Origin of the sequence: Novosphingobium kaempferiae (genome assembly GCF_021227995.1) — a bacterium.
Lineage (GTDB): Bacteria > Pseudomonadota > Alphaproteobacteria > Sphingomonadales > Sphingomonadaceae > Novosphingobium > Novosphingobium kaempferiae.
Window position 1 is genome coordinate 4,106,359 of sequence record NZ_CP089301.1, and the last position, 23,932, is coordinate 4,130,290.

General features: G+C 67.5%; 25 protein-coding genes. 13 read left to right on the plus strand and 12 right to left on the minus strand.

Annotated elements, in window-relative coordinates:
• Positions 1-95 precede the first annotated feature (95 nt).
• A complete protein-coding gene (gene ctaD / locus LO787_RS18740) occupies positions 96-1,781 on the minus strand; it encodes a cytochrome c oxidase subunit I (RefSeq protein ID WP_232492498.1) in 1,686 nt (561 codons plus the stop codon).
• Between the two features lie 29 nt (positions 1,782-1,810).
• Complete coding sequence (coxB, locus tag LO787_RS18745; RefSeq protein WP_232492499.1) at positions 1,811-2,878, minus strand: cytochrome c oxidase subunit II; 1,068 nt, start codon at positions 2,876-2,878, stop codon at positions 1,811-1,813.
• Positions 2,879-3,086: 208 nt separating this feature from the next.
• On the opposite strand from coxB, the gene pyrE reads away from it, so the two are divergent.
• Genes pyrE through ruvX form a run of 6 tightly spaced genes read left to right on the plus strand, consistent with a single transcriptional unit; the run spans position 3,087 to position 7,398 of the window.
• Positions 3,087-3,668 carry an orotate phosphoribosyltransferase gene (gene pyrE, locus LO787_RS18750; RefSeq protein ID WP_232492500.1) on the plus strand — a complete coding sequence of 194 codons (582 nt, stop codon included), beginning with the start codon at positions 3,087-3,089 and terminating at the stop codon, positions 3,666-3,668.
• Positions 3,669-3,695: 27 nt separating this feature from the next.
• Positions 3,696-4,436, plus strand: a complete 741-nt coding sequence (locus tag LO787_RS18755; RefSeq protein ID WP_232492501.1) for a pyridoxine 5'-phosphate synthase — start codon at positions 3,696-3,698, stop codon at positions 4,434-4,436.
• 25 nt (positions 4,437-4,461) lie between these two features.
• A complete protein-coding gene (acpS, locus tag LO787_RS18760) occupies positions 4,462-4,866 on the plus strand; it encodes a holo-ACP synthase (RefSeq protein ID WP_232492502.1) in 405 nt (134 codons plus the stop codon).
• 20 nt (positions 4,867-4,886) lie between these two features.
• Positions 4,887-5,807 carry a signal peptidase I gene (gene lepB / locus LO787_RS18765; protein WP_232492503.1) on the plus strand — a complete coding sequence of 307 codons (921 nt, stop codon included), beginning with the start codon at positions 4,887-4,889 and terminating at the stop codon, positions 5,805-5,807.
• Positions 5,808-5,812: 5 nt separating this feature from the next.
• The gene (locus tag LO787_RS18770) at positions 5,813-6,931 is read left to right on the plus strand and encodes a DUF3089 domain-containing protein (RefSeq protein ID WP_232492504.1); all 1,119 of its coding nucleotides are present in this window, start codon (positions 5,813-5,815) and stop codon (positions 6,929-6,931) included.
• Positions 6,910-7,398 (plus strand): Holliday junction resolvase RuvX, encoded by a 489-nt coding sequence (ruvX, locus tag LO787_RS18775; RefSeq protein WP_232492505.1) that lies wholly within the window; start codon positions 6,910-6,912, stop codon positions 7,396-7,398. The genes LO787_RS18770 and ruvX overlap by 22 nt, the downstream gene beginning before the upstream one ends.
• Here the strand turns inward: ruvX and LO787_RS18780 are convergent.
• The 7 genes from LO787_RS18780 to argH form a co-directional block, all read right to left on the minus strand.
• Positions 7,395-8,312 (minus strand): transposase, encoded by a 918-nt coding sequence (locus LO787_RS18780; RefSeq protein WP_232492506.1) that lies wholly within the window; start codon positions 8,310-8,312, stop codon positions 7,395-7,397. The genes ruvX and LO787_RS18780 overlap by 4 nt on opposite strands.
• Positions 8,309-9,265: a hypothetical protein gene (locus tag LO787_RS18785; protein ID WP_232492507.1), complete on the minus strand. Its 957-nt coding sequence runs from the start codon at positions 9,263-9,265 to the stop codon at positions 8,309-8,311. The genes LO787_RS18780 and LO787_RS18785 overlap by 4 nt, the downstream gene beginning before the upstream one ends.
• An 11-nt stretch (positions 9,266-9,276) precedes the next feature.
• A complete protein-coding gene (locus tag LO787_RS18790) occupies positions 9,277-9,468 on the minus strand; it encodes a hypothetical protein (protein ID WP_232492508.1) in 192 nt (63 codons plus the stop codon).
• Positions 9,469-9,671: 203 nt separating this feature from the next.
• Positions 9,672-10,460: a precorrin-2 dehydrogenase/sirohydrochlorin ferrochelatase family protein gene (locus tag LO787_RS18795; RefSeq protein ID WP_232492509.1), complete on the minus strand. Its 789-nt coding sequence runs from the start codon at positions 10,458-10,460 to the stop codon at positions 9,672-9,674.
• A 7-nt stretch (positions 10,461-10,467) separates the two neighbouring features.
• Positions 10,468-11,727, minus strand: coding sequence for a diaminopimelate decarboxylase (lysA, locus tag LO787_RS18800; protein WP_232492510.1), 1,260 nt, complete (start codon positions 11,725-11,727; stop codon positions 10,468-10,470).
• Between the two features lie 8 nt (positions 11,728-11,735).
• The gene (locus tag LO787_RS18805; protein WP_232492511.1) at positions 11,736-12,005 is read right to left on the minus strand and encodes a hypothetical protein; all 270 of its coding nucleotides are present in this window, start codon (positions 12,003-12,005) and stop codon (positions 11,736-11,738) included.
• A 4-nt stretch (positions 12,006-12,009) separates the two neighbouring features.
• Positions 12,010-13,383: an argininosuccinate lyase gene (gene argH, locus LO787_RS18810; RefSeq protein ID WP_232496370.1), complete on the minus strand. Its 1,374-nt coding sequence runs from the start codon at positions 13,381-13,383 to the stop codon at positions 12,010-12,012.
• A gap of 19 nt (positions 13,384-13,402) precedes the next feature.
• Here argH and LO787_RS18815 point away from each other — a divergent pair, with 19 nt between their 5' ends.
• Both LO787_RS18815 and LO787_RS18820 read left to right on the plus strand, forming a co-directional pair.
• On the plus strand, positions 13,403-14,005 hold the full coding sequence (locus LO787_RS18815) for a TlpA family protein disulfide reductase (RefSeq protein ID WP_232492512.1): 603 nt from the start codon (positions 13,403-13,405) through the stop codon (positions 14,003-14,005).
• A 347-nt stretch (positions 14,006-14,352) separates the two neighbouring features.
• Complete coding sequence (locus LO787_RS18820; RefSeq protein ID WP_232492513.1) at positions 14,353-15,144, plus strand: energy transducer TonB; 792 nt, start codon at positions 14,353-14,355, stop codon at positions 15,142-15,144.
• A 185-nt stretch (positions 15,145-15,329) separates the two neighbouring features.
• On the opposite strand, the gene LO787_RS18825 is transcribed toward LO787_RS18820, so the two are convergent.
• Together LO787_RS18825 and LO787_RS18830 are read right to left on the minus strand one after the other, a co-directional pair.
• Positions 15,330-15,617 (minus strand): J domain-containing protein, encoded by a 288-nt coding sequence (locus LO787_RS18825; protein ID WP_232492514.1) that lies wholly within the window; start codon positions 15,615-15,617, stop codon positions 15,330-15,332.
• 12 nt (positions 15,618-15,629) lie between these two features.
• Positions 15,630-16,442: a division plane positioning ATPase MipZ gene (locus tag LO787_RS18830; RefSeq protein WP_232492515.1), complete on the minus strand. Its 813-nt coding sequence runs from the start codon at positions 16,440-16,442 to the stop codon at positions 15,630-15,632.
• A 132-nt stretch (positions 16,443-16,574) separates the two neighbouring features.
• Here LO787_RS18830 and panC point away from each other — a divergent pair, with 132 nt between their 5' ends.
• The 5 genes from panC (at position 16,575) to LO787_RS18855 (ending at position 21,516) form a co-directional block, all read left to right on the plus strand.
• Positions 16,575-17,432: a pantoate--beta-alanine ligase gene (gene panC, locus LO787_RS18835; RefSeq protein WP_232492516.1), complete on the plus strand. Its 858-nt coding sequence runs from the start codon at positions 16,575-16,577 to the stop codon at positions 17,430-17,432.
• A 132-nt stretch (positions 17,433-17,564) separates the two neighbouring features.
• Positions 17,565-18,329, plus strand: a complete 765-nt coding sequence (locus tag LO787_RS18840; RefSeq protein WP_232492517.1) for a CsgG/HfaB family protein — start codon at positions 17,565-17,567, stop codon at positions 18,327-18,329.
• 439 nt (positions 18,330-18,768) lie between these two features.
• The gene (locus tag LO787_RS18845; RefSeq protein ID WP_232492518.1) at positions 18,769-19,455 is read left to right on the plus strand and encodes a response regulator transcription factor; all 687 of its coding nucleotides are present in this window, start codon (positions 18,769-18,771) and stop codon (positions 19,453-19,455) included.
• 127 nt (positions 19,456-19,582) lie between these two features.
• Entirely contained in the window at positions 19,583-20,938 is a 1,356-nt protein-coding gene (locus LO787_RS18850) for a sensor histidine kinase (RefSeq protein ID WP_232492519.1), read from the plus strand.
• Positions 20,935-21,516 carry a hypothetical protein gene (locus LO787_RS18855; protein WP_232492520.1) on the plus strand — a complete coding sequence of 194 codons (582 nt, stop codon included), beginning with the start codon at positions 20,935-20,937 and terminating at the stop codon, positions 21,514-21,516. Before LO787_RS18850 ends, LO787_RS18855 begins: the two co-directional genes overlap by 4 nt.
• A gap of 64 nt (positions 21,517-21,580) precedes the next feature.
• Here the strand turns inward: LO787_RS18855 and LO787_RS18860 are convergent, their stop codons facing one another.
• Complete coding sequence (locus tag LO787_RS18860; RefSeq protein WP_232492521.1) at positions 21,581-23,932, minus strand: TonB-dependent receptor; 2,352 nt, start codon at positions 23,930-23,932, stop codon at positions 21,581-21,583.

Below are 23,932 nucleotides of genomic sequence, written 5' to 3' on the forward strand. Positions count from 1 at the left end.
CCCGGGCGGCGATTCAGGCGAGTGACAGAACGTCACACCCCAGGTCGCAGCCCACGCCACTACCGCCCCGGACGAGCCGGGGCGGTCGCACGATATCAGTGGTGCGCCGTTTCGCCGATGACCGGAAGGGTCTCGAACTGGTGGAACGGCGGCGGGCTGGTGAGCGTCCACTCGAGCGTGGTCGCGCCTTCGCCCCAGTAGTTGTCCTCAGCCTTGCGGCCCGCGAGATAGGCGTAGGCGATGTTGATGAACCAGACCACGAGGCTGGCGGCCATCACCATGTAGCCGATCGTGGCGATGTGGTTCCAGTAGGTATAGGCTTCCGCGTAGTCCGGATAGCGACGCGGCATGCCCTGCAGCCCGAGGAAGTGCATCGGGAAGAAGATCATGTTCACGCCGATGAAGAAGATCCAGAAGTGGACGTGCGCGAGGAACTCCGAGTGCATCTTGCCGCTCATCTTCGGGAACCAGTAGTAGAACCCGGCGAAGAGCGCAGTCACCGCGCCCAGCGACAGCACGTAGTGGAAGTGCGCGACGACGAAGTAGGTGTCATGCACGACGTCGTCGATGCCGCCGTTGGCGAGGTAGACGCCGGTGACGCCGCCCACGGTGAACAGGAAGATGAAGCCGATCGCCCAGACCATCGGCGACTTGAACTCGATCGAGCCGCCCCACATCGTCGCGATCCACGAGAAGATCTTCACGCCGGTCGGCACCGCGATGACCATGGTGGCGGCGGTGAAGTACATCTTCGTGTTCACCGACAGGCCGGTGGCATACATGTGGTGCGCCCACACGATGAAGCCGACGACGCCGATGGCGACCATGGCGTAGGCCATGCCGAGGTAGCCGAAGACCGGCTTCTTCGAGAAGGTCGAGATGATCTGCGAGATGATGCCGAAGCCCGGCAGGATCATGATGTACACTTCGGGGTGGCCGAAGAACCAGAACAGGTGCTGATAGAGCACCGGATCGCCGCCGCCCGAAGCGTCGAAGAAGGTGGTGCCGAAGTTGCGGTCGGTCAGCAGCATGGTGATCGCGGCGGCGAGAACCGGCAGCGAAAGCAGCAGCAGGAACGCGGTGACCAGCACCGACCATACGAACAGCGGCATCTTGTGCAGGGTCATGCCCGGCGCGCGCATGTTGAGGATGGTGGTGATGAAGTTGATCGCGCCCATGATCGAGCCCGCGCCCGCAAGGTGCAGCGAGAAGATGCCGAAGTCGACCGCAGGTCCGGGCGAGCCGCTCGTCGAAAGCGGGGCGTAGACCGTCCAGCCGGTGCCGGCGCCGTTGCCCGTGCCGCCCGGAACGAAAGCCGAGCACAGCAGCGAGAAGAAGCCGAAGACCGTCAGCCAGAACGAGATGTTGTTCATGCGCGGGAAGGCCATGTCCGGCGCACCGATCATGATCGGCACGAACCAGTTGCCGAAGCCGCCGATGATCGCAGGCATCACCATGAAGAACACCATGATGAGGCCGTGCGCGGTGATGAGCACGTTCCAGGTGTGCAGCGTGGAGTTGAAGTCCGGGTTCACCGCGCCGAACCACCTGGCGAAGGTGTCGAGGTACTGGATGCCGGGTTCGGCCAGCTCGACGCGCATCATGCCCGAGAAGGCGCCGCCGATGATCCCCGCGAAGATCGCGAAGATCAGGTACATCGTGCCGATGTCCTTGTGGTTGGTCGACATGAACCAGCGCGCGAAGAACGCGGGCTTGTGATCGGCGTCGTGGTGTCCGTGGTCTTCCGGGTGAGCCTGGAAGTGATCAGCGGTGGTTGCCATGGTGGAGACCCTGTCCTCTCGTATCGCTGTTATTCGGCTTCGGCGGTCGCTTCGCCGGCAGGCGCCTCGGAGGCGTCTGCAGCGGGAGCGGCGGCGGGAGCCGCAGCGGCTTCGGCGGCGGCGGGCTTCTTCCCGTCGATCTCGCCACCGGCATGGGTCAGAACCCAGGCATTGTACTTGTCACGCGGCAGTGCCTCGACGGCGATCGGCATGTAGCCGTGCTTCGCGCCGCACAGTTCCGAGCACTGGCCGTAGTAGACGCCCGGCTTCTCGATGAAGAGCACCTTTTCGTTGATGCGGCCGGGCACGGCGTCCAGCTTGAACCAGAGCGAAGGCACCGCGAACGAGTGGATCACGTCGGCGGCGGTGATCTGCAGGCGGATCGGTTCGCCCACCGGCACGACCATGCGGTTATCGACCTCGAGGTGCGACGGGCCGTCCCAGGGCTTGGAACCGACTTCGCGCACGCCGTTGTTGATCGTCGGCTCGCCCGGGATGTTCAGCATGTTCGAGATGACCTCGAAGTCGCCGTTGTCCGGGTAGCCGTAAGTCCAGAACCACTGGTTGCCGGTGACCTTGACGGTCAGCGCGCCCTTAGGGGCCGGCTTGTACTGCTTGGCGATGAGATCGATCGAAGGCACTGCGATGCCGATCAGGATCAGCACCGGCAGCAGCGTCCACACCACTTCGAGCAGCGTGTTGTGGCTGGTCTTCGACGCGACCGGGTTGGCGCGGCGATTGAAGCGCACGATGACGATCGCCAGCAGGACCAGCACGAACAGCGAGATGATAAGGCAGATCCACAGCAGGCCGTGATGCAGCCATTCGCCGTATTGTCCCGTGGGAGAGAACTGCGACTGGAGGTTGATCCCGCCATCCACCGGCATGCCGACGCCCGGGGTCGGGGCCATCGGGGTGTAGCTGCCCGCGCTCGAAGCCTGCGCGGCGCCTTCGGCGGCACCGGTCGCAATCGCGGAAGGAGCGGCGGGTGCATCCTGTGCAAAGCCCGGAACCGCAGCGGTCAGAACACCGGCAAGCAGAAGGCCCAGCGCCGTGGCTGCCCTTCCGATACCGAACGAAATCTTGCCGGATGTCATGGTTTTTTGCGCTTCCACTTCCTTCGAACGCACGTGTCGATTCGCTCGACCTCGCGCGCACCCCTGTTATGAAGACGTTCTGCCCTCTTTGGGCCGGGCTATACGCGGCCTTGCCGCCCGTCTCAAGCGCCTCTAGGGGAATTTTTGCCGTAACGCGCAGGCGAACTGCGCGAGATCGCTCGAAAATCGTAACCGAGGTTAGTTGCAAATGCTCGAAGAAGAGGTCCTCGCCGAATTCCGCGCCAGCAAGGCGCTGCTGGAAGGACACTTCCTGCTCTCGTCCGGCCGCCACAGCGCGTACTATCTCCAGTGCGCCCGCGTGCTGATGAACCCCGACCGTGCCGCACGCCTTGCGGTGGCCATCGCCGCCAACCTGCCGCACGACATCCGCAAGCAGATCACCAAGGTGGTCTCGCCTGCGATGGGCGGCGTCATCATCGGCCAGGAAATGGGCCGCGCCCTGCAGATCGACGCGATGTTCGTCGAGCGCCCCACCGGCACCTTCGAACTGCGCCGCGGCTTCACGCTGGAACCGGGCGACAAGGTGCTGATGGTCGAGGACGTCGTCACCACCGGCCTGTCCAGCCGAGAGGCGATCAAGGCCATCGAGGAAGCCGGCGGCACCGTGATCGCGGCGGCCTCGCTGGTGGACCGTTCAGCGGGCTCGGTGGACCTCGGCGTGCCGTTCTTCCCGCTCGTGGCTCTGAACTTCCCGACGTATGCGCCGGACGAACTGCCGCCCGAACTCGCCTCCTCGCAAGCGGTCAAGCCCGGCAGCCGCGCCCAGTAACGCCTCAAGTCAGATCGGGATGAGCGAATGAACGTCCACAACCCCGCGCGCCTGCGCCTCGGCGTCAACATCGACCATGTCGCGACGATCCGCAACGCGCGCGGCGGCGAGCATCCCGATCCGGCCCGCGCCGCGCAGATCGTCGCGCGCGCGGGCGGCGACGGCATCACCGTGCACTTGCGCGAGGATCGCCGCCACATCCGCGACGACGACCTGTTCCGCGTCGCCGACGCCACCGGCCTGCCGATCAACCTGGAAATGGCCGCGACCGACGAGATGCTGGAGATCGCTCTCCGCCACCGTCCCCACGCCGCCTGCATCGTGCCCGAGCGGCGCGAGGAGCGCACGACCGAGGGCGGTCTGGATGCGGCGGGCCAGCACAACCGGCTCGCGCCGATCGTGGCCCGCCTGTCGGACGCTGGCATCCGGGTCAGCCTGTTCATCGCCCCCGAGCCGCGCCAGATCGAAGCGGCGATGAAGCTCGGCGCGCCGGTCGTGGAGTTCCACACCGGCGAATATGCCCATGCCGAGGGTGAGCAGGTCGCGCACGAACTGCGCCGCATCGTCGACATGGCGGCGCTCGCGGCCAAGAACGGCATCGAGCCGCACGCCGGGCACGGCCTCACTTACGAGAACGTGCAGCCCATCGCGGCCATTCCGCAACTGGCGGAACTCAACATCGGCCACTACCTCATCGGCGAGGCGATCTTCATCGGGCTGGAAGCCAGCGTGAAGAAGATGCGCGCGCTGATGGATGAGGTGCGGTGATGACGAAGGCAGCGGGAGCGCAGGCATGATCATCGGCCTCGGCTCGGACCTGTGCAACATCGAGCGGATCGCCAGTTCGCTCGAACGCTACGGCGACCGCTTCCTCAACCGCGTCTTCACCGAAGTCGAGCGCGCCAAGGCCGCGCGCCGTCCGCACACCATCGCGGGAACGCTCGCCAAGCGTTTCGCCGCCAAGGAGGCGTTCTCCAAGGCGGTCGGCACCGGGTTCAAGGCGGGCGTGTTCATGAAGGACATCGGCGTCGTCAACGCGCCCTCCGGCGCGCCGACGCTGGCGCTGACCGGCGGCGCGAAGGCACGGCTCGATTCCATGATTCCCGCCGGCCACGAAGCCGTGGTTCACCTGACACTCACCGACGATCACCCATGGGCGCAGGCCTTCGTCATCATCGAAGCGCGCCCCCTCCCTTGAACGCCGAGTCCCCCCAAGACATGAACGAACAGACCGCGCGGCCCGATCTCGCCGCGCTCAAGCCGGCCAAGTCGCCGCGCCCCGCGACCAACTGGTGGCACGAACTGCGCGGCCTCGTCGTGATGCTGCTGGGCGTGCTGGCGTTCCACTCGCTCGTGGCCAAGCCGTTCTACATCCCCTCGATCTCGATGATGCCGGGGCTGCTAGTGGGCGACCGGCTGGTCGTGTCGAAGTACCCCTACGGCTGGAACTGGTCGTCGCTGAGCTTCCACCTGCTGCCCCGCTCGACCGCGCGCATTCTCGGCGGCGTACCGGCATACGGCGACATCGTCATCGTCGTACCCGGCAATCGCAAGGCCGACCTCATCAAGCGCGTCGTCGCGCGTCCGGGAGATCGCATCGCGGTGATCGACGGCCGCATCCGTCTCAACGGCAGGTTCATCCCGCGCGAGATCGAGCCGCCGGTGCAGATCGCCGCCGACGACAAGCTGACTTGCGAGGGCCAGCAGCCCGGCCACTGCTACGACGGTTTCGAGCAGTACCGCACCCGCCTGCCATCGGGCCGCGAGGTCTACGAACTGCCGACCTACCGCGAGACGCTGCCCAACGGCGCGAGCTATCAGGTCATCGACTATATCGACCAGAGCCTCGACAACTATCCCGAAGTCACGATCCCCGAAGGCCACGTCTTCCTGATGGGCGACGACCGCGACCGTTCGGCCGACAGCCGCGCGCCGTTCACGACCAACTGGAAGGGGCAGCCCGATGGCGGCCTTGGCGGCCCGGTGCCGCTGTCGGACATCGGCGGTCGGGCGGAGTTCATCACCTTCTCGCTCGACGGCTCGCAGACCTGGAACCCGCTGACCTGGTGGGGCGCCATGCGTGACGGGCGCGCCTTCACCAGCCTGCGCCCCCGCGTCGACCCGACCAAGGCCTACTGACCCGCGTGGCGCGCAAGTTCCTCTACGTCGTCGCGGGACTGACGGTGACGGTTCTGGCGCTGATGCTGGCACTGTGGTTCTGGTCGGAAGACCTGACCGAGATGGCCTTCGTGCCGGACGTCTCCTTCGCGCAGCAGCAGGCGCTGCCGCCCGAATCGTGGGAGAACCCGGCGATGTGGGTGGCCCACCCGGGCATGAAGGACGATCCTTCCGCGTGGCTTCCCCCCGGCATCGAGGCCCCGAAGGACCGCCTCCCGGTAGCCGTCTTCTTCGTCCACCCGACGAGCTACATCGCTCGCGCATCATGGAATGCCGCGCTCGACGACAAGGTCAGTCGGGATCGCGCCGACCTCTTCGTGCAGGGCATGGCGAGCCCATTCAACGAGGCCGATATCTGGGCTCCCCGCTACCGGCAGGCCGCCATTGGCGCGTTCCTGACCGCCAAGCCGGAAGCCGCTCAGGCCATCGACCTGGCCTATGCCGACGTCCTCGCCTCGTTCGAGATCTTCATGCGGCACCTGAAGCCGGGCCAGCCCATCGCGCTCGCCGGGCATAGCCAGGGCGCCTTCCTGCTCCGCCGCCTGATGCGTGACCGGATCGCCGGAACGCCTTTCGCTGAGCGACTGGTGGGGGCGTGGGTGATCGGCTGGCCCGTCTCGCTGGAACACGACCTGCCGAAGATGGGCGTCCCTGCCTGCCGCACCGCCGAGCAGCCGGGCTGCGTGGTGAGCTGGCTCTCGGTCGCAGACCCCGCAGACGTCTCCATGCCGCTCAAGGCTTATGGGCGCCGCACCGGCCTCGATGCGAAGTCGGTTGCGGGCAGTCCTTTTCTCTGCACCAACCCTCTAACCGGCGTGCCCGACACGGCGGCTGAGGCGGAAGCGAACCTCGGCACGCTCGTCCCGGACTTCAGGGCGCGCAGCGGCACGATGGCCGAGAAGGCCGTGCCCGCCGCCTGCGGCCCGGATCACTTCCTGCATATCGGCCCACCGCCCAAGCTCGACCTCGGCACCTACGTGCTTCCTGGCAACAACTATCATCTCTATGACGTGACCCTGTTCTGGGCGAACCTCAGGGCCGATTTCGAAAGGCGCACCCAAGCGTGGCTGGCGAAGCAAAAGTGACCCCGACCACCAGTTCGCTGGAGTTCCGCGACGCACTGCCGGAAGCGGGCGCTCTGCTCGGCCTCGACCTCGGCACGCAGACCATCGGCACCGCGTTCTGCGACGCCGGCTGGCGCTTCGCCTCGCCCGGCAAGACACTCAAACGCGGCAAGTTCGGCGCCGACAAGGCGCTGATGGAGGAACTCATCCGCGAACGCTCGATAAAGGGCATCGTCATCGGCCTGCCTCTCAACATGGACGGCAGCGAAGGCCCCCGCGCCCAGTCGAGCCGCGCCTACGCCCGCAACCTGACGGTACTCGGCCTGCCGATCCTGCTGTGGGACGAGCGCTGGTCCACCTCCGGCGCGGAACGCGGCCTGATCGAGCAGGACATGAGCCGCGCCAAGCGCGCCACCCGCATCGATTCGGCGGCGGCTGCGGTCATCCTGCAAGGCGCCATCGATGCGCTGGCAGGGGGCGTGTTCTAGGCTTCCGCGATCTCGCCGAGGATGGCGCGCCGCCGCGCCGCTACTGCCGCCACCGCCCGGCTGCCGCTGCCCTCCGCCTCGCGCCACAAGGCATCCTGCGCCGCCCGGTCCGGCGCATTCCCCGCCAGCGCCCGCCAGGCCACCAGCCGCATCCGGTCGCTGGGGTGGTGGCGGCCGAACCTCGTCGCCAGATCGGTCGCCTCCTCTCCACCGAGAGCGACGGCGATGCGCAGGAACGCCTCGCTCGGTCCATGCCCAAGCACCCGCGCGATCTCATCCTTCTCGGGATCGAAAATGTAGTGATCGGTCCAGCTCTTGGCCGCGTGTTCATGCGTCAGCGCCAGCGTCGCCGAAAGCGATGACGGTGCATGGACGGCATGGATATCGCGGTGCGCGCGGTAGTGTCGCAAGTGCCCCGGCTCCAGCCGCGACCGGCCCAGCGCATGCAGCGTGACGCGCTCGCCACTCCAGCCCGCGACTTGCGAATAATCATACTCGTAATCGTCCGAATCCGAGCCCGGTCCGAAGTAGCCGAGCACGAGGAAGTCGTGGTTGTGATCGTGCGCAACACCGTAGGCGAAGGCTTCCGGCCCACTGACGCGCAAGGCGTGATCGTCCTCGGCGGGCCAGATCGAGGCGCTGATCGAGAAGTCCCCGCGCCCGGGCACCGCGAGCATCACACGGTTGGGCTCACCCGCGTCGAGCGCCGGACGCGTCGCGGATGCCCGCCCCGCCAGCATGTCGATCAGCACGTCACCAAGGAAATCCCGGTTATTGCCGAGCCTGCGCAGCCAGTTGGCCGCGTGCGCGACGCTTTCCTCCTCTGCGGGATCGAACCCCCATACGCGCAGGGCGTCGCAGGCTTCCTCCAGCGTCGCGGTGGTCGGGTCATTCACTTCGATCCGGTGTGTCACGCCGCGGCCTCCCGCAGTTCCGGCCGGGACGCGAACAACGCTTCACGAAGCTCCCCAGCCTGCACAGCCAGCGGATCCTGCGCGCCTGCCGCCACCCGTCGCAGAATTTCCACTCCCACCACCGCATCCAGCGCGATCACCTCGCACAACGCCCGCCAGCGCAATGCTTCGCCGCCCTCGCCAAGAGCCAGAGCGGCAAGGCGCGGTATGGCATCCATACGCTCCATCCGGCCCAGCAACGACACGATCAGTTCGTCACGGCTGTCGGCACGGCGCGCGCTGGCCCTGTGAAGGAGCGCACCATCGGCGAGGCGCACTTCGCGGACGGGCTCTGCGTCCCGCAAGGCGCGCTCCAAGCGCAGCACGACAAGCGCTCCGTCAGCGCGGCGAACCTCGACCGCGGTGGCGTCCCCACGCCGGTAGTGTACCTGCCCTTCGCCCAACGCCATGTGCTGAATTTCAGGCAGGCAGCCATCCCGCCAACGCACGACATCGGCCGCGCCGGACCCGCGCAGCACGCAGTTCCAGCTCTCCACCGGCCTGAAACGGGCCGTGCCCGGCGGCGGCAGCATAGCCAGTACCGCACCGTCGTAAGCCACGATCGCGAGCGTGGCGTCACCGTCCCGGGCAAGCACCAGCGTCGGCACGGCATCGCTCGCGCCATGAGGCAATGGGAGTTGTCCCAGCGGATTGCCGTCGAGGGCTGCGAGCGCCGCCACGACCAGACTGTCGGCAAACTCCGGCGCCCTTGCGGCGCCTTGCATGAACAGTTCGGCCAGCGGCCCACAGGATGCCAGTACGGCGCCTGCACCGAAGCGCTTCATCGCCGCAAGAACGGGAGCAGCGGCAGGCTCGCGGCGCCATGCCGAAAGCGCCTTCGCCATGGCCAGTTGGCCACGCCGCCATTCGAGATCGTCGCGGCGAAGCCCCGCCAGCGCCCCACGCAATTCCATGGCGCGCCGGATCAGCCTTCGCGATGGAAAGGGTAGAGGCAGGACATCAGCCCCGCCTGATCGTCGTCGCAGGCCTCAAGCCGGGTGCGGTCACGGCGACTGCCGAACATCCCGGTCGGCGTGGCAAGGTCCGGCAGTTCCGCGCGGCTGACGCGGACCGCTGCCCGGCGATGCATTTCCTCATGCTGATGTGCGACGTTCATTCGCGAAGCCCCCTTCGAGAAACCCCCTGCCGCAACCCGAATGATGCTTTTAATTAAAAGAATGTCATCGCGAAATTATACGCAAGACGCGCCTGAATTTCGAACAAAACATTGCAAAAGAGCCATGAAACAGACTTGGTTTACCCCGCCGGCACGCGTCCGGTTAGTCTGCCCGCAGATCGCGACTTTCGATAGTTAACGCGCTAACGGAAGCGCCGCAGGATGACCGTCGTTCCGTGCAAAGGTGAACTCGGAAGTTCAGCGTCCATCTCGACCCGAACAGCGTCTGCACGGGCACGATCGAGCACTGCGGAACCGATTCGCGACTCGTGGATGACGACATCGGCGGTTCCCAGAAGCCGCGCCTCGCGCAAGGTCAGGTCGTCCGGATCGTCGCTGCGCAGAACGATCTCGACCGTGTCCTCCGGCGGCTGCACCGCATCGGCGAGCCAGGCCTCCACCCGCCCCGCGCTGCCATCCACCAGAGGATCGAGCGGGCCGCCTGCGGCCAACGCGGCATCGAGTGCGCGGCGGCGTACCGCAGCATCGGGAAATCGCTCGCGCAAGGCGAGGCGCACTTCCGACAGCCCGGTCGCGAGCCTGCCGAGCGCCTGAGGGAGCAGTGCCTCCAGCCGCAGCCGCAACTGCTTCGCCAGCCCGGCAGAAGCGCCCCCCGTCCCCACCGCGACCAGCACCGGCGAACGGTCGAGGATCGAAGGCACCGTGAAGTCGCACAGCGCCGGACGATCGGTGGCATTGACCAGCAGTCCGGCCGCACGCGCCTCGGCGACACCGGCTTCAGCCGCTGCGTCATCCTCCAGCGCGACAAAAGCGAGCCGCGCGCCGGAAGCGATGCCCTCCGCCAGATCCGTGAAGACCAGACCGCCTGCCCGCTCGACCAGTCGCCGCTTGGCCTCCGCCGCGTCCCCTTCGCCCAGCACCACGACCGGACTCCCGGCGATGCGGTGGAAGAGGGGAAGCGCGTCGATCATCGCCAGATCAGTCCAGCCAGTCCGGCACCTGCTCGGCGGCGAGGATCGTCGCGGGCTCGATGCGGTTGGCGACCACCGCCCACCGGTCGCCGTCGACCATGACCTCGGGCACCAGCGCGCGGCTGTTGTAGGTGTTCGCCATCGTCGCGCCATAGGCCCCGGCGGTGCGGAACACCGCAAAGTCGCCCGCCTGCACCACGTCGATCTCGCGGGCCATGGCGAACGTGTCGGAGCTTTCGCAGATAGGGCCGACGATGTTCGCGGTCATCGTCTCGCCCGAAGGCGCGACGGCGGCGAAATCGTGCCAGGCATCGTACATGGCGGGGCGGGCGAGGTCGTTCATCGCCGCATCGACGACGATCCATGGGTTCGTAGTGCCCTGCTTGACGCGGACCACCTCGGTCACGAGCACGCCGGAGTTGCCGGTGATGACGCGGCCCGGCTCGAACATGAGGGTGACGCCCCAGTCGCCCGCCACTTCCGCCACCATGCGGCCGTAGTCGGCGGGCGTCGGCAAGTCGTCGGTGGCCTTGTACGGCACGCCGAGACCGCCGCCGAGGTCCATGTGGGTGACGCTCAGGCCATCGGCGCGCAGCGCTTCCATCAGCGCGCCCATCTTGATGAAAGCCTGCCGCGAGGGTTCGAGGTCGCTGATCTGGCTGCCGATGTGGACGGCAAGGCCGCGCATCTCCAGCCCCGGCAGCGCCGACAGGCGCGCATAGATTCCGGCGGCGCGGTCATAGGCGACGCCGAACTTGTTCTCCGCCTTGCCGGTCGAGATCTTGGCGTGCGTGCGCGCATCCACGTCCGGGTTGACGCGCAGGGTGCAGGTGGCCTTTGCGCCGAGTTCCACGGCGATTTCGGAGAGCTCAACGCCCTCTTCCTCGCTCTCGAGGTTGAACTGGCCGATCCCGGCGCGCACGGCGGCGGCCAGTTCGGCGCGGGTCTTGCCGACGCCGGAGAACACCACGTCCTCGGCCCTCATGCCCGCCGCCAGCGCGCGGTTCATCTCGCCCTCCGAGACGACGTCGGCCCCGTAGCCTTCCTTGGCCAGCAGGCGCAGGACAGCGAGGTTCGGGTTCGACTTCACCGCGAAGGCGATGTGGACGCTGGGCAGCGCGGACAGCGCCTCGCGGAAGACGCGGGCGTGGCGCGAGAGCGTGGCGCGCGAATAGACGTAGACCGGGGTGCCGACCTCGCGCGCGATTTCGGCCAAGGGCACCTGTTCGGCGTTCATCGCGCCGTCGACGATTGCAAAATGATCCATGAAGAAACTTACTCGGGCTTGTCGGCTTCGGGCTGCGGAGATTCCGGCGGCGGCAGGTCGAACGGATCGTCCTGCCTCTCCTCGGAGCGCGTCCGCAGTTCGACGCTGCGTTCGGGAATGGCGATGGTGGGCGTGGTCAGAAGTTCGGCGGCCGCCGGTTTGTCCTGCCGCCCGTAAGGCGCGGGCGGCATCTGCTGACCCGGTTTCAGGCCGAGCGCCGAGCGCTGCCCGCACGCGGCGAGGCTCAGGAGCATCAGGGCGATAACGGCCTTCTTCATCAATTCACTCCAGACCGAGCACTGCGCGGGCATCGGCCACGCGCAGGCGCACCTGATCGGGCGCGGTGCCGCCGTGCGAATTGCGCGCAGCGACCGACGCCTCGACCGAGAGCGCCTTGAATACGCGCTCGTCGATGCGGCTGTCGATGGCCTTGAGATCGTCCAGCGGCAGCTTGTCCAGCGGCACACCGCGCTGCTCGGCCAGCTTGACCGCCGCGCCGGTGATGTGGTGCGCCTCACGGAAAGGAATGTCGGCCTGACGCACCAGCCAGTCGGCAAGGTCGGTGGCGGTGGCGAAGCCGAGTTCGGCGGCGGCGCGCATGCGGTCGGTCTTGAAGCGGGTGTCGGCGACCATGCCGGTCATCGCCGCGATCGACAGCGCCAGCAGGCCCGCCGCCTCGAACACCGGCGGCTTGTCGTCCTGCATGTCCTTCGAATAGGCGAGCGGGAGGCCCTTCATCGTCATCATCAACGACATCAGGCAGCCGGAGATGCGGCCCGAGTGGCCGCGCACCAGTTCCGCCGCGTCGGGGTTCTTCTTCTGCGGCATGATCGAGCTGCCGGTGGACAGCGCATCGGGCAGCGCCACGAAGCCGAAGGGCTGGCTCGCCCAGATGATGAACTCCTCCGCCAGACGCGAGAGGTGCAGCGCGCACTGGCTGGCGGCCATCAGGTAATCGAGCGCGAAGTCGCGGTCGGACACCGAATCGAGGCTGTTGTCGGTCGGCCCGTCGAAGCCCAGCGCCTGCGCGGTCATCGTGCGGTCGATCGGGAAGCCCGTCCCGGCCAGCGCCGCCGAGCCCAGCGGGCTGCGGTTCATGCGCTTCCTCGCATCGGCGAAGCGCGAACGGTCGCGGCCGATCATCTCGTAATAGGCCATCAGGTGGTGGCCAAGCGTCACCGGCTGCGCGGTCTGGAGGTGCGTGAAGCCGGGCATGATCGAATCGGCATGCTCACCGGCGCGGGTGACGAGCGCGATCTGCAGGGCCAGCAGGCCAGCATCGGCCTGATCCATCGCATCGCGCACCCAGAGGCGGAAGTCGGTGGCGACCTGGTCGTTGCGCGAGCGCGCGGTGTGCAGGCGTCCGGCGGCGGGACCGATGAGCTGCGCGAGGCGCGACTCGGTGGTCATGTGGATGTCCTCGAGATCCCAGTCCTCGGGCACGCCGCTCACTTCGTACTCGGCTGCGACGGCGTCGAGACCGTCGCGGATGGTCACCGCATCGGCGTCCGAAACGATGCCACAGGCGCCCAGCATGGCGACGTGGGCCTTGCTGGCTGCGATGTCCTGCCGCCAGAGTGCCTTGTCGAAGGGAATCGAGGCGTTTATCTCGCGCATGATCGCGGACGGCCCTTCGGCGAAGCGTCCGCCCCACATCTGGTTGGAGCCTGCCGCCTTGCTGTCTTCCCGTTCGCTCAAGTCGCTCGTCCTGTGTTCGCTGGCCGGGGCCTCGGCCCTCGTGATCGCGGGCTGCGATAGTAAAGGCGGGAAGGACGCGCAACCGCAGGCTTCATCCGAAGCGAAGCAGGATGCCGCCGCCAAGCCCGCCGCGGCGGACGGCAAGATCGACCGTTCGCACAAGGGCGAGCCGATGCCGACCGTCAGCCTGGTCGACAATACCGGCGAAAGCCTCGAACTCTCCTCGTTCAAGGGCAAGCCGCTGCTGGTGAACCTGTGGGCTACCTGGTGCGCGCCCTGCATCGCCGAAATGCCTACGCTCAACAAGCTGATCGAGCGCGAGCAGGAGCTGGGCGTCACCATCCTGCCGATCTCGCAGGACATGGGCCAGACCGACAAGGTCGTCGAGATCCTGCGCCGCCGCGAGCTGGAGCAGATCCAGCCCTGGGTGGACGAGCAGGGCGACCTCGGCTTCCAGTACGGCGGCAACCTGCCGGTGACGATCCTGTTCGATGCTCAGGGCAAGGAAGTGTGGCGCTACACCGGCGGCAACGACTGGACCTCGCCCGAGGCGCTCAAGCTGATCGCCGAGGCCAAGTAAGGACCGCGTTCAAGGCGACAGGTTTACACGGTTTACACGGTCCAGGGGGAGAAGGTGTCCCCTTGGGCCGGAAAGTGTCGCCTTGTGGGCGCGATGTGTCGCCTTGCGAGGTGATAGTGTCGCCTTGCACGGGAAATGTGTCGCCTTACGCTCGCCGGGATGTCGCCTTGCGCTGGCCTGATCGGGGCACGACAGGTGGATGGGCTGGCTGGGCTGAAGCATTCGCTGACATTACCCCGGTAGCGTTGCTGTAGGACAGAGGGCAGTCCGGATACGTCCCTTTGCGGACGCCCGAGTTTAGCATGTTGCTAAAGTGCCCCGCGTATCAGAAAATTTGATAGCTATGCATGGTATTACTGGCGGAAATGACGATGAGGCTATTTGTGTCGGGAGCATTACTCGGCGTTGCAGCATCGACCGCAGCGTCGGTGAATGCGGAGGCAAAGCAAGAAAGTAAGACTTTCCGAGCTTGCCTTGAGACCTACGTGAAAGGCTTAGGTGCAAACGCTGCGGATAGCCTTCGCAATAAAGACTTCCGTGTGTACGAAAGTAACAATCCTTTCGATGGTCGGTTCATTCCGAGGATCGCCTGTAAATCAAGAAAGAATGAGGATCGGCTGATCTCAAGAGGAGGGATTTATTATTCAGACGTTCTTTCATCTTCTTGCAAAATACCTAAGGAAAAAATCTGGCAGTATGCAGATGCTATAAAGCGATATAATCAGAAGGTTGGATTATCCGCCAATTTTCAGATCGCTACTGGATGTCGCGGGGCAAATGACGATGAAGCAGCAAGAAGCTATAAAAGAAACAGCAGTTTCCATTACAAGACTGAGCGCCCTGTCAAGCCGCTCAACGAAGCGGCATGGATGGCAAAAATTAACGCTGTTCAATCAGTTAAATTAGCACCGTCCATGAATGCTGTCCGAGTTGGAGTCAGGCTTTGGGTAGCCGAAAATGGCCGGGTTTCTAGATGCCAAGCTTACGCAAGCAGCAACATCACCGCCTTGGACAAAGCCGCTTGCGATGGAATGCTGCGTTACGCTCGATTTCGGCCTGCGTCAGACCGTTATGGAGATCTGGTTGGCGCTCAGTACAGCACGGCAATTGTCTACCGCGCGCGTCCGAAGTCTAGATGACCGGAAACCACCCAGGCGCGCCGGGATGAGGGATGACCGCTCCCCAACCCCGTCGCCCCTGCGAAGGCAGGGGCCTATCAGGTCTATCGTTACGGAGCCGTGCTCACCGCAAATCGGCTAGCTCGGGATGGGGCCCTGCCTTCGCAGGGGCGACGGAAACTCGGAGGCGCGTATAACGCCCGCCCCTACCCCTCGACCGGTAGCAGCGCCAGCAACAGATCCCGCGCCGCATTCGCCTGGTGGACCTGTTCGGACGAGCCGCCGCGGTCGGGATGGACCTGCGCGATGCGGCGGCGGTGGGCCTCGACGATCTCGCGGCGGTCGGCGCCGGCCTCAACGCCCAGCAGCGCGCGCGCCTGTGCGGCCTCGAACGAGGGACCGGCGACCTTGCGCTTCTTCTCCCAGGGCCAGCGCCCGGAATACATGCGCCACGCCACGCAGGCGAGCGCGACCAGCCACAGCAGCTTGACCACGGCGGCGCTCCGTCAGCCGGCTTCGGCGTAGGCGGGCTGCGACTCGCCCTTGCCCGGCACCGGCAGGTTGAGCCCCGCCACCAGCCCGCGCAGTTCCTGCCGGGCGACGAGGTGGCTGGTGGCGAGATCGCCCAAATGGCCCTTGTCGAGCAGGGTCAGGCCGGAGGGGAACAGCTCGCGGAAGATGACGCGTTCGGACAGGCCCGCCGCCACCCGGAAGCCCGCGCGCTTGGACAGTTCCTGAAGCGCGCCGTCGATGCGGCGCATGTTGCGCGCCTCGACGTGCTGGACGCGGTTGCGCACGACCACCCAGTCCAGTTCGCGACGGCCTTCGTTGATGGTCTTCAAACCGCGCTTCTTGCGGGCTTCCCACATGACTTCGGCGTAGAACGACAGGCGCTTGACCTTGAAGGTCTCGCTCTCGACCTGGCCGAGAAGGTCGAAGTCGACGAAGCTGTCGTTGAGCGGCGTCACCAGCGTGTCCGCCGTCGTCGCGACGTGGCGCGCGAAGGGATCGTCGCGGCCCGGCGTGTCGAAGACGAGGAAGTCGTAACCGTCGGCGATCTGCTCGGCGAGGTCGTCCAGTTCGCCGATGTCGTCGCCGTCGTAGACCGCGAAGCGCGCGCCGGGCAGCGCGATCTCGCGCTTGCGCTCGGTCTCGATGCGGTTCTCGAGGTAGCGGTAGAGCGTGCGCTGGCGGTGATCGAGGTCGATGCAGGCGACGTTGGCGCCCTGATAGGCGAGCGCGATGGCGACATGGACGGCGGTGGTGGACTTGCCGGTGCCGCCCTTCTCGTTGGCGAAGACAATGCGATGCGCTGTCACGTGACCGTTATCCTGCTCGCGGGACCGGTGTTCGGCCCGACGTTTCAAATCAATTTGCCCCCGTAGCCGCGCCGGGGTTAAGGGCCGGTGCGCCTTTCGGTCGCGCGCATCATACCGGAGCAGCCAAGCCCAATGCAAACCGTCCACGCTCTTGATCCACTGCGCAATGCTGTCTCCCGGCTTCGCGAGGCCGGTCCGGTGGCGCTCGTCCCCACGATGGGCGCGCTGCATGACGGCCATCTGACGCTGGTGCGCGAGGCCAGGAAGCGCGCGGCGGGCGTGGTCGTCTCGATCTTCGTCAACCCGCTCCAGTTCGGTGCGAACGAGGATCTCGACGCCTATCCGCGCCAGCTCGCGCGCGACTCGGCACTGCTGGAGGCGGAAGGCGTGGACGTGCTGTGGGCGCCCACGGTGGAGGCGATGTACCCGGCGGGCTTCGCCTCGAACATCTCCGTCGCGGGCGTGAGCGAAGGGCTGTGCGGCGCCTCGCGGCCCGGCCACTTCGACGGCGTGGCGACGGTGGTGTGCAAGCTGTTCAACCAGGTCATGCCCGACGTCGCGCTGTTCGGGGAGAAGGACTGGCAGCAGTTGGCGGTGATCCGCCGCATGGCGCGCGACCTCGACCTCACGCGTCCCGCCGCCGATGCAATCCTCGGCGTGGCGACGGTGCGCGAGGCGGACGGGCTCGCCATGTCCTCGCGCAATGCCTACCTCTCCGCCGATGAACGCGCCGCCGCCGTCGCCCTGCCGACCGCGATGCGCGCCGCCATCGCCGCGATCGAGGGCGGCGCGGACGTCCCGGCGACGCTGGCGCGGATGCAGGCGGGCATCCTTTCCGGAGGCTTCCGCTCCATCGATTACGCCGAGCTGCGCGACGCCGACGACCTGGCCCCGCTCGCCGCCCGTTCGGAAGGGCCGATGCGGCTGATCGTGGCCGCGCGGATCGGCCCGGCGCGGCTCATCGACAACATGGCGGTAAATCCCTCCTGACATTGTATTTGCGAAAGATTCTCACAGACATCGTCATTTGTTCGTGCAAGAGTGACCGCATAAGGAGTTCGTCGCCCTGGGGATCGGGCAGTCCGCGCGGGTGCGCGGGAAAACAAGGGAGCATCGTTCGTCATGAAGACGCTGATCTGCGCGGTTGCCGCGCTCGCCGCCGTTGCCGCCACTCCGGCGCTTGCCGACCAGTCGTCCGGCCGCAAGCTGCAGTCGCAGGGCACGCAGGCCATCCCGGTATGCACCAAGAACCTTGGCACCGTGGCGATCATCGAGCCCGACAACCAGTGGTGGCGCGAACTCAGCCTCGGCAGCCCCGAAGCGATCCTGCGCGTCTTCGTGCAGAAGTCCGGCTGCTTCACCATGGTCAATCGCGGCCGCTCGCTCCAGAACAGCGCCATGGAGCGCGCGCTGGCCGAGCAGGGTGAACTGCAGAAGGGCTCCAACATCGGCAAGGGCCAGATCAAGGCCGCCGACTACTTCCTCCAGCCCGACATCGTCTCGACCAACAACAACTCGGGCGGCGGCGGCCTCGGCGGCGTGCTGGGCGGCGTCGGCGGCTTCTTCGGACGCGGCGTGGGCGCCATTGCGGGCGGCCTCAACGTCAAGAAGGGCGAGGCGAACGTGACGCTCTCGGTCGTCAACTCGCGCACCACCGTGGAAGAGGCGCTGACCGAAGGCTACGCGCGCAAGTCGGACGTGAGCTTCGGCGGCGGTGGCGGCGGCTTCTTCGGCGGCACCTTCGGCGGCGTGGGCGGCGGCGGCTACCAGAACACGCAGATTGGCCAGATCATCGTGCTCGCCTATCTCGACGCCTATACCAAGCTGGTGGCGCAGCTCGGCGGCCTGCCGGTGGACGCCTCCGCGGCGGCACCCAAGGCGCGCTGACCTGCGGCCCGGCGCGGCGGGGGCAGTGCTCCCGCCGCGTGGCGGCTCCATGAGAGCCGCTTAACAAGCCCCATAACAAGCGCCCAATAACAAGCATTGTCAGGCGACCCGCGCGGCGCTGTCGTATATCCATGAGACGACATAACGTGAGCAGCGGCGGCCGAAGCGAGGGTCGGCTTCCGTTGCCGGGGGAAAAGGTCATTCGCAACCCGACTTCATCACGCCGCGACGTCGGCGATCTTGCCACCTTGCGTGGTTTCCCCGTGCTTCCCGGCATGTTTCGGGGCCGGACAGGCCGTCGTCCCAGTCCCCTTGGGCGGCTTGTGGCCTCGCATAGCCCGGTGGCGGTCGGTGGGCCTCAGCGTGTCGAGGGCCGGGAGGGCCTCTCGCGCGCCGCAGGCCGGTCGGCCGCCATCGGCACCCCGGCGGAGCGCGGGGCATGAGCGGGCTCAGCATCCTCTACATCGAGGACGATTCGCGCGCCGCCTCCCAGGTGGAGGAACTCGCCAGCCTCTCGGGCGATTCGCTGACCTGGTGCGCCACCGGCAACGACGGGCTGAAACGCGCGGGAGCGGAGCGGTTCGACGTCATCATCCTCGACCGCATGCTGCCCGACCTCGACGGCATCACCATCCTGTCGCGCCTGCGCGAGAGCGGCGTCGGCACACCGGTGCTGCTGCTCTCCGCGCTGGGCCGCACCACCGACCGCGCCGAAGGGCTCGACGCGGGCGCGGACGACTATCTCGCCAAGCCGTTCGAGGGCGAGGAACTGCTCGCCCGCCTGCGCGCGCTGCACCGCCGCTCCTCCGGGCGCGAGCACTCCGCCGTGATCCTCTACGGCGCGTTCGAATGCCATGTGAAGGCGCGCACCGCCTTTCGCGACAACCGCCACCTCTCGCTCAGCCCCAAGGAATTCGAGCTGTTCCGCTACTTCATGGAGAACGCGGGCGAGGTGCTGACGCGCGAGATGCTGCTGCGCGACGTGTGGAAGATGAACTTCGACCCGCAGACCAACGTGGTCGACGTCAACATCGGCCGCCTGCGCCGCAAGCTCGAGGACGGCTTCGACAAGCCCGCGCTCGAGACGATCTGGGGGTCCGGCTACCGGCTGCTGGACGGGCGGTGATGGCTCTGCTGGTTACGGCACCGGCCCACGCCCCCACCCGGCCTCCCACTCCAGTGTATCCTGATGGGAGGCCGGGTGGGGGCGTGGGCCGGTGCCGTGAAATCCGCCCGCGGCGGATTTCCAGACCATGAGCCGCCTGGTCTTCATCCGCCACTCGATCTTCGCGCAGATCGTGCTGTGGGCGATCGCGACGGCGGCGACGATCACTTTCGGGCTGTGGCTGCTCACCAACGCCACTATCGAGCGGTCCAACCGGCAGGCGCTGGAACGCGCGGTCGATGTGGACCTTGCGGGCATGGTCGACATCTACGCCAGCGGCGACGAGAGCGAGCTGGCCAAGCGCATCAAGGACCGCCTCGCGCTCCAGCCGCGCAACGCCGATCCGGCGCACTACCTGCTCGCCGATGCGCAAGGCGCGCGGATCGCGGGCGACCTCACCGAATGGCCGGGGCTCCACGCGGGCATCTCCGAGGCCGCCGACATCCGCATCGAGGGCGGCAGCCGCGCCTTCGCCCGCGCCACGCAGCTCGGCCCGAACCTCAAGCTGCTGGTGGCGCACGAGTATCGCGACCTCTCCATGCTGCTGCGGCAGGTGGCGCTGGTGTTCCTGACCGGGGGCCTGCTGGCGGTGCTGGCGGTGGCGCTCGGCGGCTGGACCGCCGCGCACCGCCTTGCCGGACGGCTGGAGCGCATCAACGCCGCCTTCCGCCAGCCCGACGACGCCGCGCTGGAAGAGCTCGCGCGCGGGTCGGCAGGCCGCGACGAGATCGACGAGCTGACCGCGCACTCCGGCAATGCCCTCGCCCGCCTCAAGCGCCTCGCCGCCGCGCATCGCGAAACCACCGACCATGTCGCGCACGAAATGCGCACGCCGCTCATGCACCTCGACAACCGGCTGGTGAAGGCCCTCGCCGCCACCCCCGACGCCGAGACCGCCGCCCGCATCGCCGACGCGCGCACCGAGATCCGGGGCATCATCCGCATGCTCGAATCGCTGCTCGACATCGCCGCCAGCGAGGCCCGGCGCGGCGACCGTCACGGCCTCGCCCCGGTGGACCTCAGCATCATGGCCGCGCGGCTGGGCGAGCTCTACGCCGACAGCGCCGATGAATCGGGCCACAAGCTGGTGCTCGACATCGAGCTCGGCGTGACCATCGAGGGCGAGGAAATGTCGCTCACCCGCCTCGTCACCAACCTGCTCGACAACGCCTTCAAGTTCGTCCCGCGCGGCGGCACCGTCCGCCTGACGCTGCGCCGGGGGCCGGTGCTGATCGTCAGCGACGACGGGCCGGGCATTCCCGAGGACCAGCGCGAGAGCATCTTCGCCAAGTTCGCCCGCGGCGGCAGTTCACTCGGCACCGAAGGGGCGGGCCTCGGTCTTGCCTTGTGCCGCGCGATCGCCGAACGACACCACCTTGAGATTTCGCTCGCACCCAGCGAAAGAGGCGCCTGCTTCACGGTTGCCCCGGAGTTCAGACGATGAACGTTCAGACGACCCGCCCCGCCCTGCATGGCGTGGCCCTTGCCGCAGCCGTGGCAGCGCTGGCCATCGCCGCGCCCCTGTCCGCGCACGACGAACAGCCCGAAGTCGGCGAGCGCGTCGCCCTTGCGCTCGCGACCGCGCAGAGCGCGCAGGGCCATGCAGACAACGAAGGGCTCGCCCGCGCCCTCGGCGTGATCGATCGCGCCGGAGCACGCCCGCTCGACGGCTGGCAGGGCGTCGACCCGGTGCCCGCATGGCGCGCGCTCGTGCCCGGACAACTGGCCCCACTGCGCGGCAGCCCGCTCGGCCCCGGCTACCGCACCGGCAAGACCCAGCCCGGCGGCAGCGACAGCTTCGAGCAGGTCTTCCTGTCCGGCAAGAAGGCCAGCATCGCGCTGTCGACGCCGGGCGACTCGCCGGTCACATTGCAGGTTCTCGACGCCGAACGGCGCCCGGTCTGCACCACCAACGACGCCCGCCGCGCCTGCCGCTGGATCCCGCTGTTCACCCAGCGTTACGTGATCGAAGTGCGCAACGCCGGGAACCGCGCGGCGGAGTATTTCCTCGTCGTGGAATGAGCGAACGCTTCCCCACTTCCCGTCGCCACTGCGCAGGCAAGGGCAGCGGGCAAAAACGAAACTCCTAGAACCGCGCCTCGAACCCCACCCGGATCGTGCGCGGGCGCTGCGGTGTCGTCTGCGGGCCCTGAGCCAGCGTGAAGGGATTGCCCAGCGCGAACCGGTTGCCCCGCGCGTCGAACAGGTTCTCAACCGACAGCGACAGCGCATAGTCGCCCAGATCCAGTCGCGCGCCAAGGTCCAGCCGCGTCACCGGCCCCTGATGCAGGTTGAGTTCCGGCCCCGCGCCGAGCACGGATCGCGCTTCATGGATGAGCGCCGCATCCAACCGTAGGCTGCGTTCCGCGTCGATAGGCACGCGGTAGCGCGCCTGCCCGCGCAGCGTCATGGCAGGCACATTCGGCAGCGAACTGCTGCCGCCGCGAATGTTCCTGCTGCTTGCCTTCAGATGGTCGTCGATGAGCATGGCGGCCGCCTCTGCCTGGAGACGCCCGGTGATTTGCGCACGCACGGCGATGTCGGCCGACAGGACGCGCGCATTGCCGACGTTCTCGGTAAACGTGATCCCGATCGCCGCCAGCAGGTCTGCCTGCACGTTGAGCCAGCGGCTCCATGCCAGCGTCGCGTCGATCGCCAGCGGCCCCAGCGCGGCCTCTCTCACGCCCACCTCCAGCGTGCCGATGCGGTCGCCAGCGAACTTGCGTGAAACCTCACCTGCAGCGACGCCGCCGGGGCGAAAGCTGCGCTCGTAACGCACGAAGGCGCGGGCACCGCCGGCCAGTTCAAGGTGCGCCGAGATCGACGGCAGCACGCGCGTCACCGTGCGCTCGACCTCGACCAGTGTCGGATCATCGGAAAACAGTACCTGAAAGCTCTCAAGCCTGCCATCCGCGCGCCCGTCCAGCGTGACGCGCGTCAGGCGCAGGCCGCCCGTCAGCTTGAGGCCGGGCGCTGCCTGCCACGCCGCTTCGCCGAAAGCATTCAACTCAAGGTTATCGTTGCGTACATGCACGAAATTGTCCGGTGCGTCAGGCTCAAGGCTCCGCGTCTGCACGGCATGGCTGGCAAGCATGCTCACCCCCGCCAGCCAACCGACCGCGTTACCATCCGCATCCCGCCATGCCCGCATCTCTGCGCTCAGCAACCGCGTGCGCTCGGCCTGGTGGAAGATGACGTGACGGCGGTCGAGCGTGGTGGCTGCGTAACGCTCCGAAACCCGCTGCCGGACGCCGCCGAAGGTCGCGCTGAAGCGAACCGGCCCGCCTTCTCTCCGCAGCGTGGCCGAAGCGAGCGCGATGCTGTCGGACGATGGCTCCGCTACCCCGGTACGGCGGGCTAGGCTGCCTGCGGCTTCGGGCTCGGCGTACTGTGCGTCACGGCTGCGCACGCCCTGCGCCGCGCCGGTGAGGTCGGCGGTCCAGTCCTGCGCCTGCCAGCGCAGCGCCAGCCTGCCGCCCGTGGTCAGCGTGCGGTTGACGTCCTTCGCCCCCCGCGTCGCATCGTCGATGTAGCCTCCCGCCTCGACGCGGTATCCGGTCGCGCGCAGGCCGATGCGCCCTTGCTCCAGCGGAAGGTTGAGGACACCGCCGACATCGCCGCCGGTCGCTCCGTGCGCCGTGGTGGAGACACCACCCCACCCTTGCGCCGAAACCTCGGCAAGTTCGGGGGCGCGGGGCTGGAGGCGGATCATGCCGCCGAGCGCGCCTGCGCCGTACAGCGCCCCGCGTGGCCCCGGCAGCACCTCGACCTGCTGGAGATCGTAGGGCAGCAGCCCCGGATCGGGCGCGCGATAGGTCAGCCGCTGCTCGCCAAGGTATTGCGCCACGGTGGCCGCGCGGGTGCTGGCGAAGCTGGAATCGGCGATCCCGCGCAGGAACAGCTTCTCGCGCCCCGGCCCGAGATGCGTGGCCGAGATCAGCGCGACGCGTTCGGCAATGGCGTCGGTGCCGTGCGCGCCGCTGCCTGCGTCAAGCGCGTCACCGGTGACGACCTGCGCCGCGAACGGCAAGGCGTGGAGCGACGCGTCGCGGCGACTGGCGGCGACCATGATCGCTGGGCCGTGGACGATGCTGGCGATGGTCGGCGGCGCGGAAAGCGTGGGCGGCGATGAGGCAGCCTCCTCCAGCCGCCGCAACCCGACGATCAGCCAGGCGTCGCCGCCGACCCGCCGCAGCACCACCCCTTCGCCAAGGATCTGGCGCAGCATCGCCTCGACCCCGCCCGAGACGCGGATGCGGGGCACGCGGCGGCGCAGCAGGGTCGGGTTGGTGGTGCCGATGCTGGCGCCAGTGCCACGGGCAATGATGTCGATCGCCTCGCCCAGCGTACACGGCGGGATCGCGAGGTCGCGCGCCTCGGCCATCTGCGGGCCGAGCGCGAGCACGACTGCCAGCGCGGTAGCGCCGATCCCGCGCAT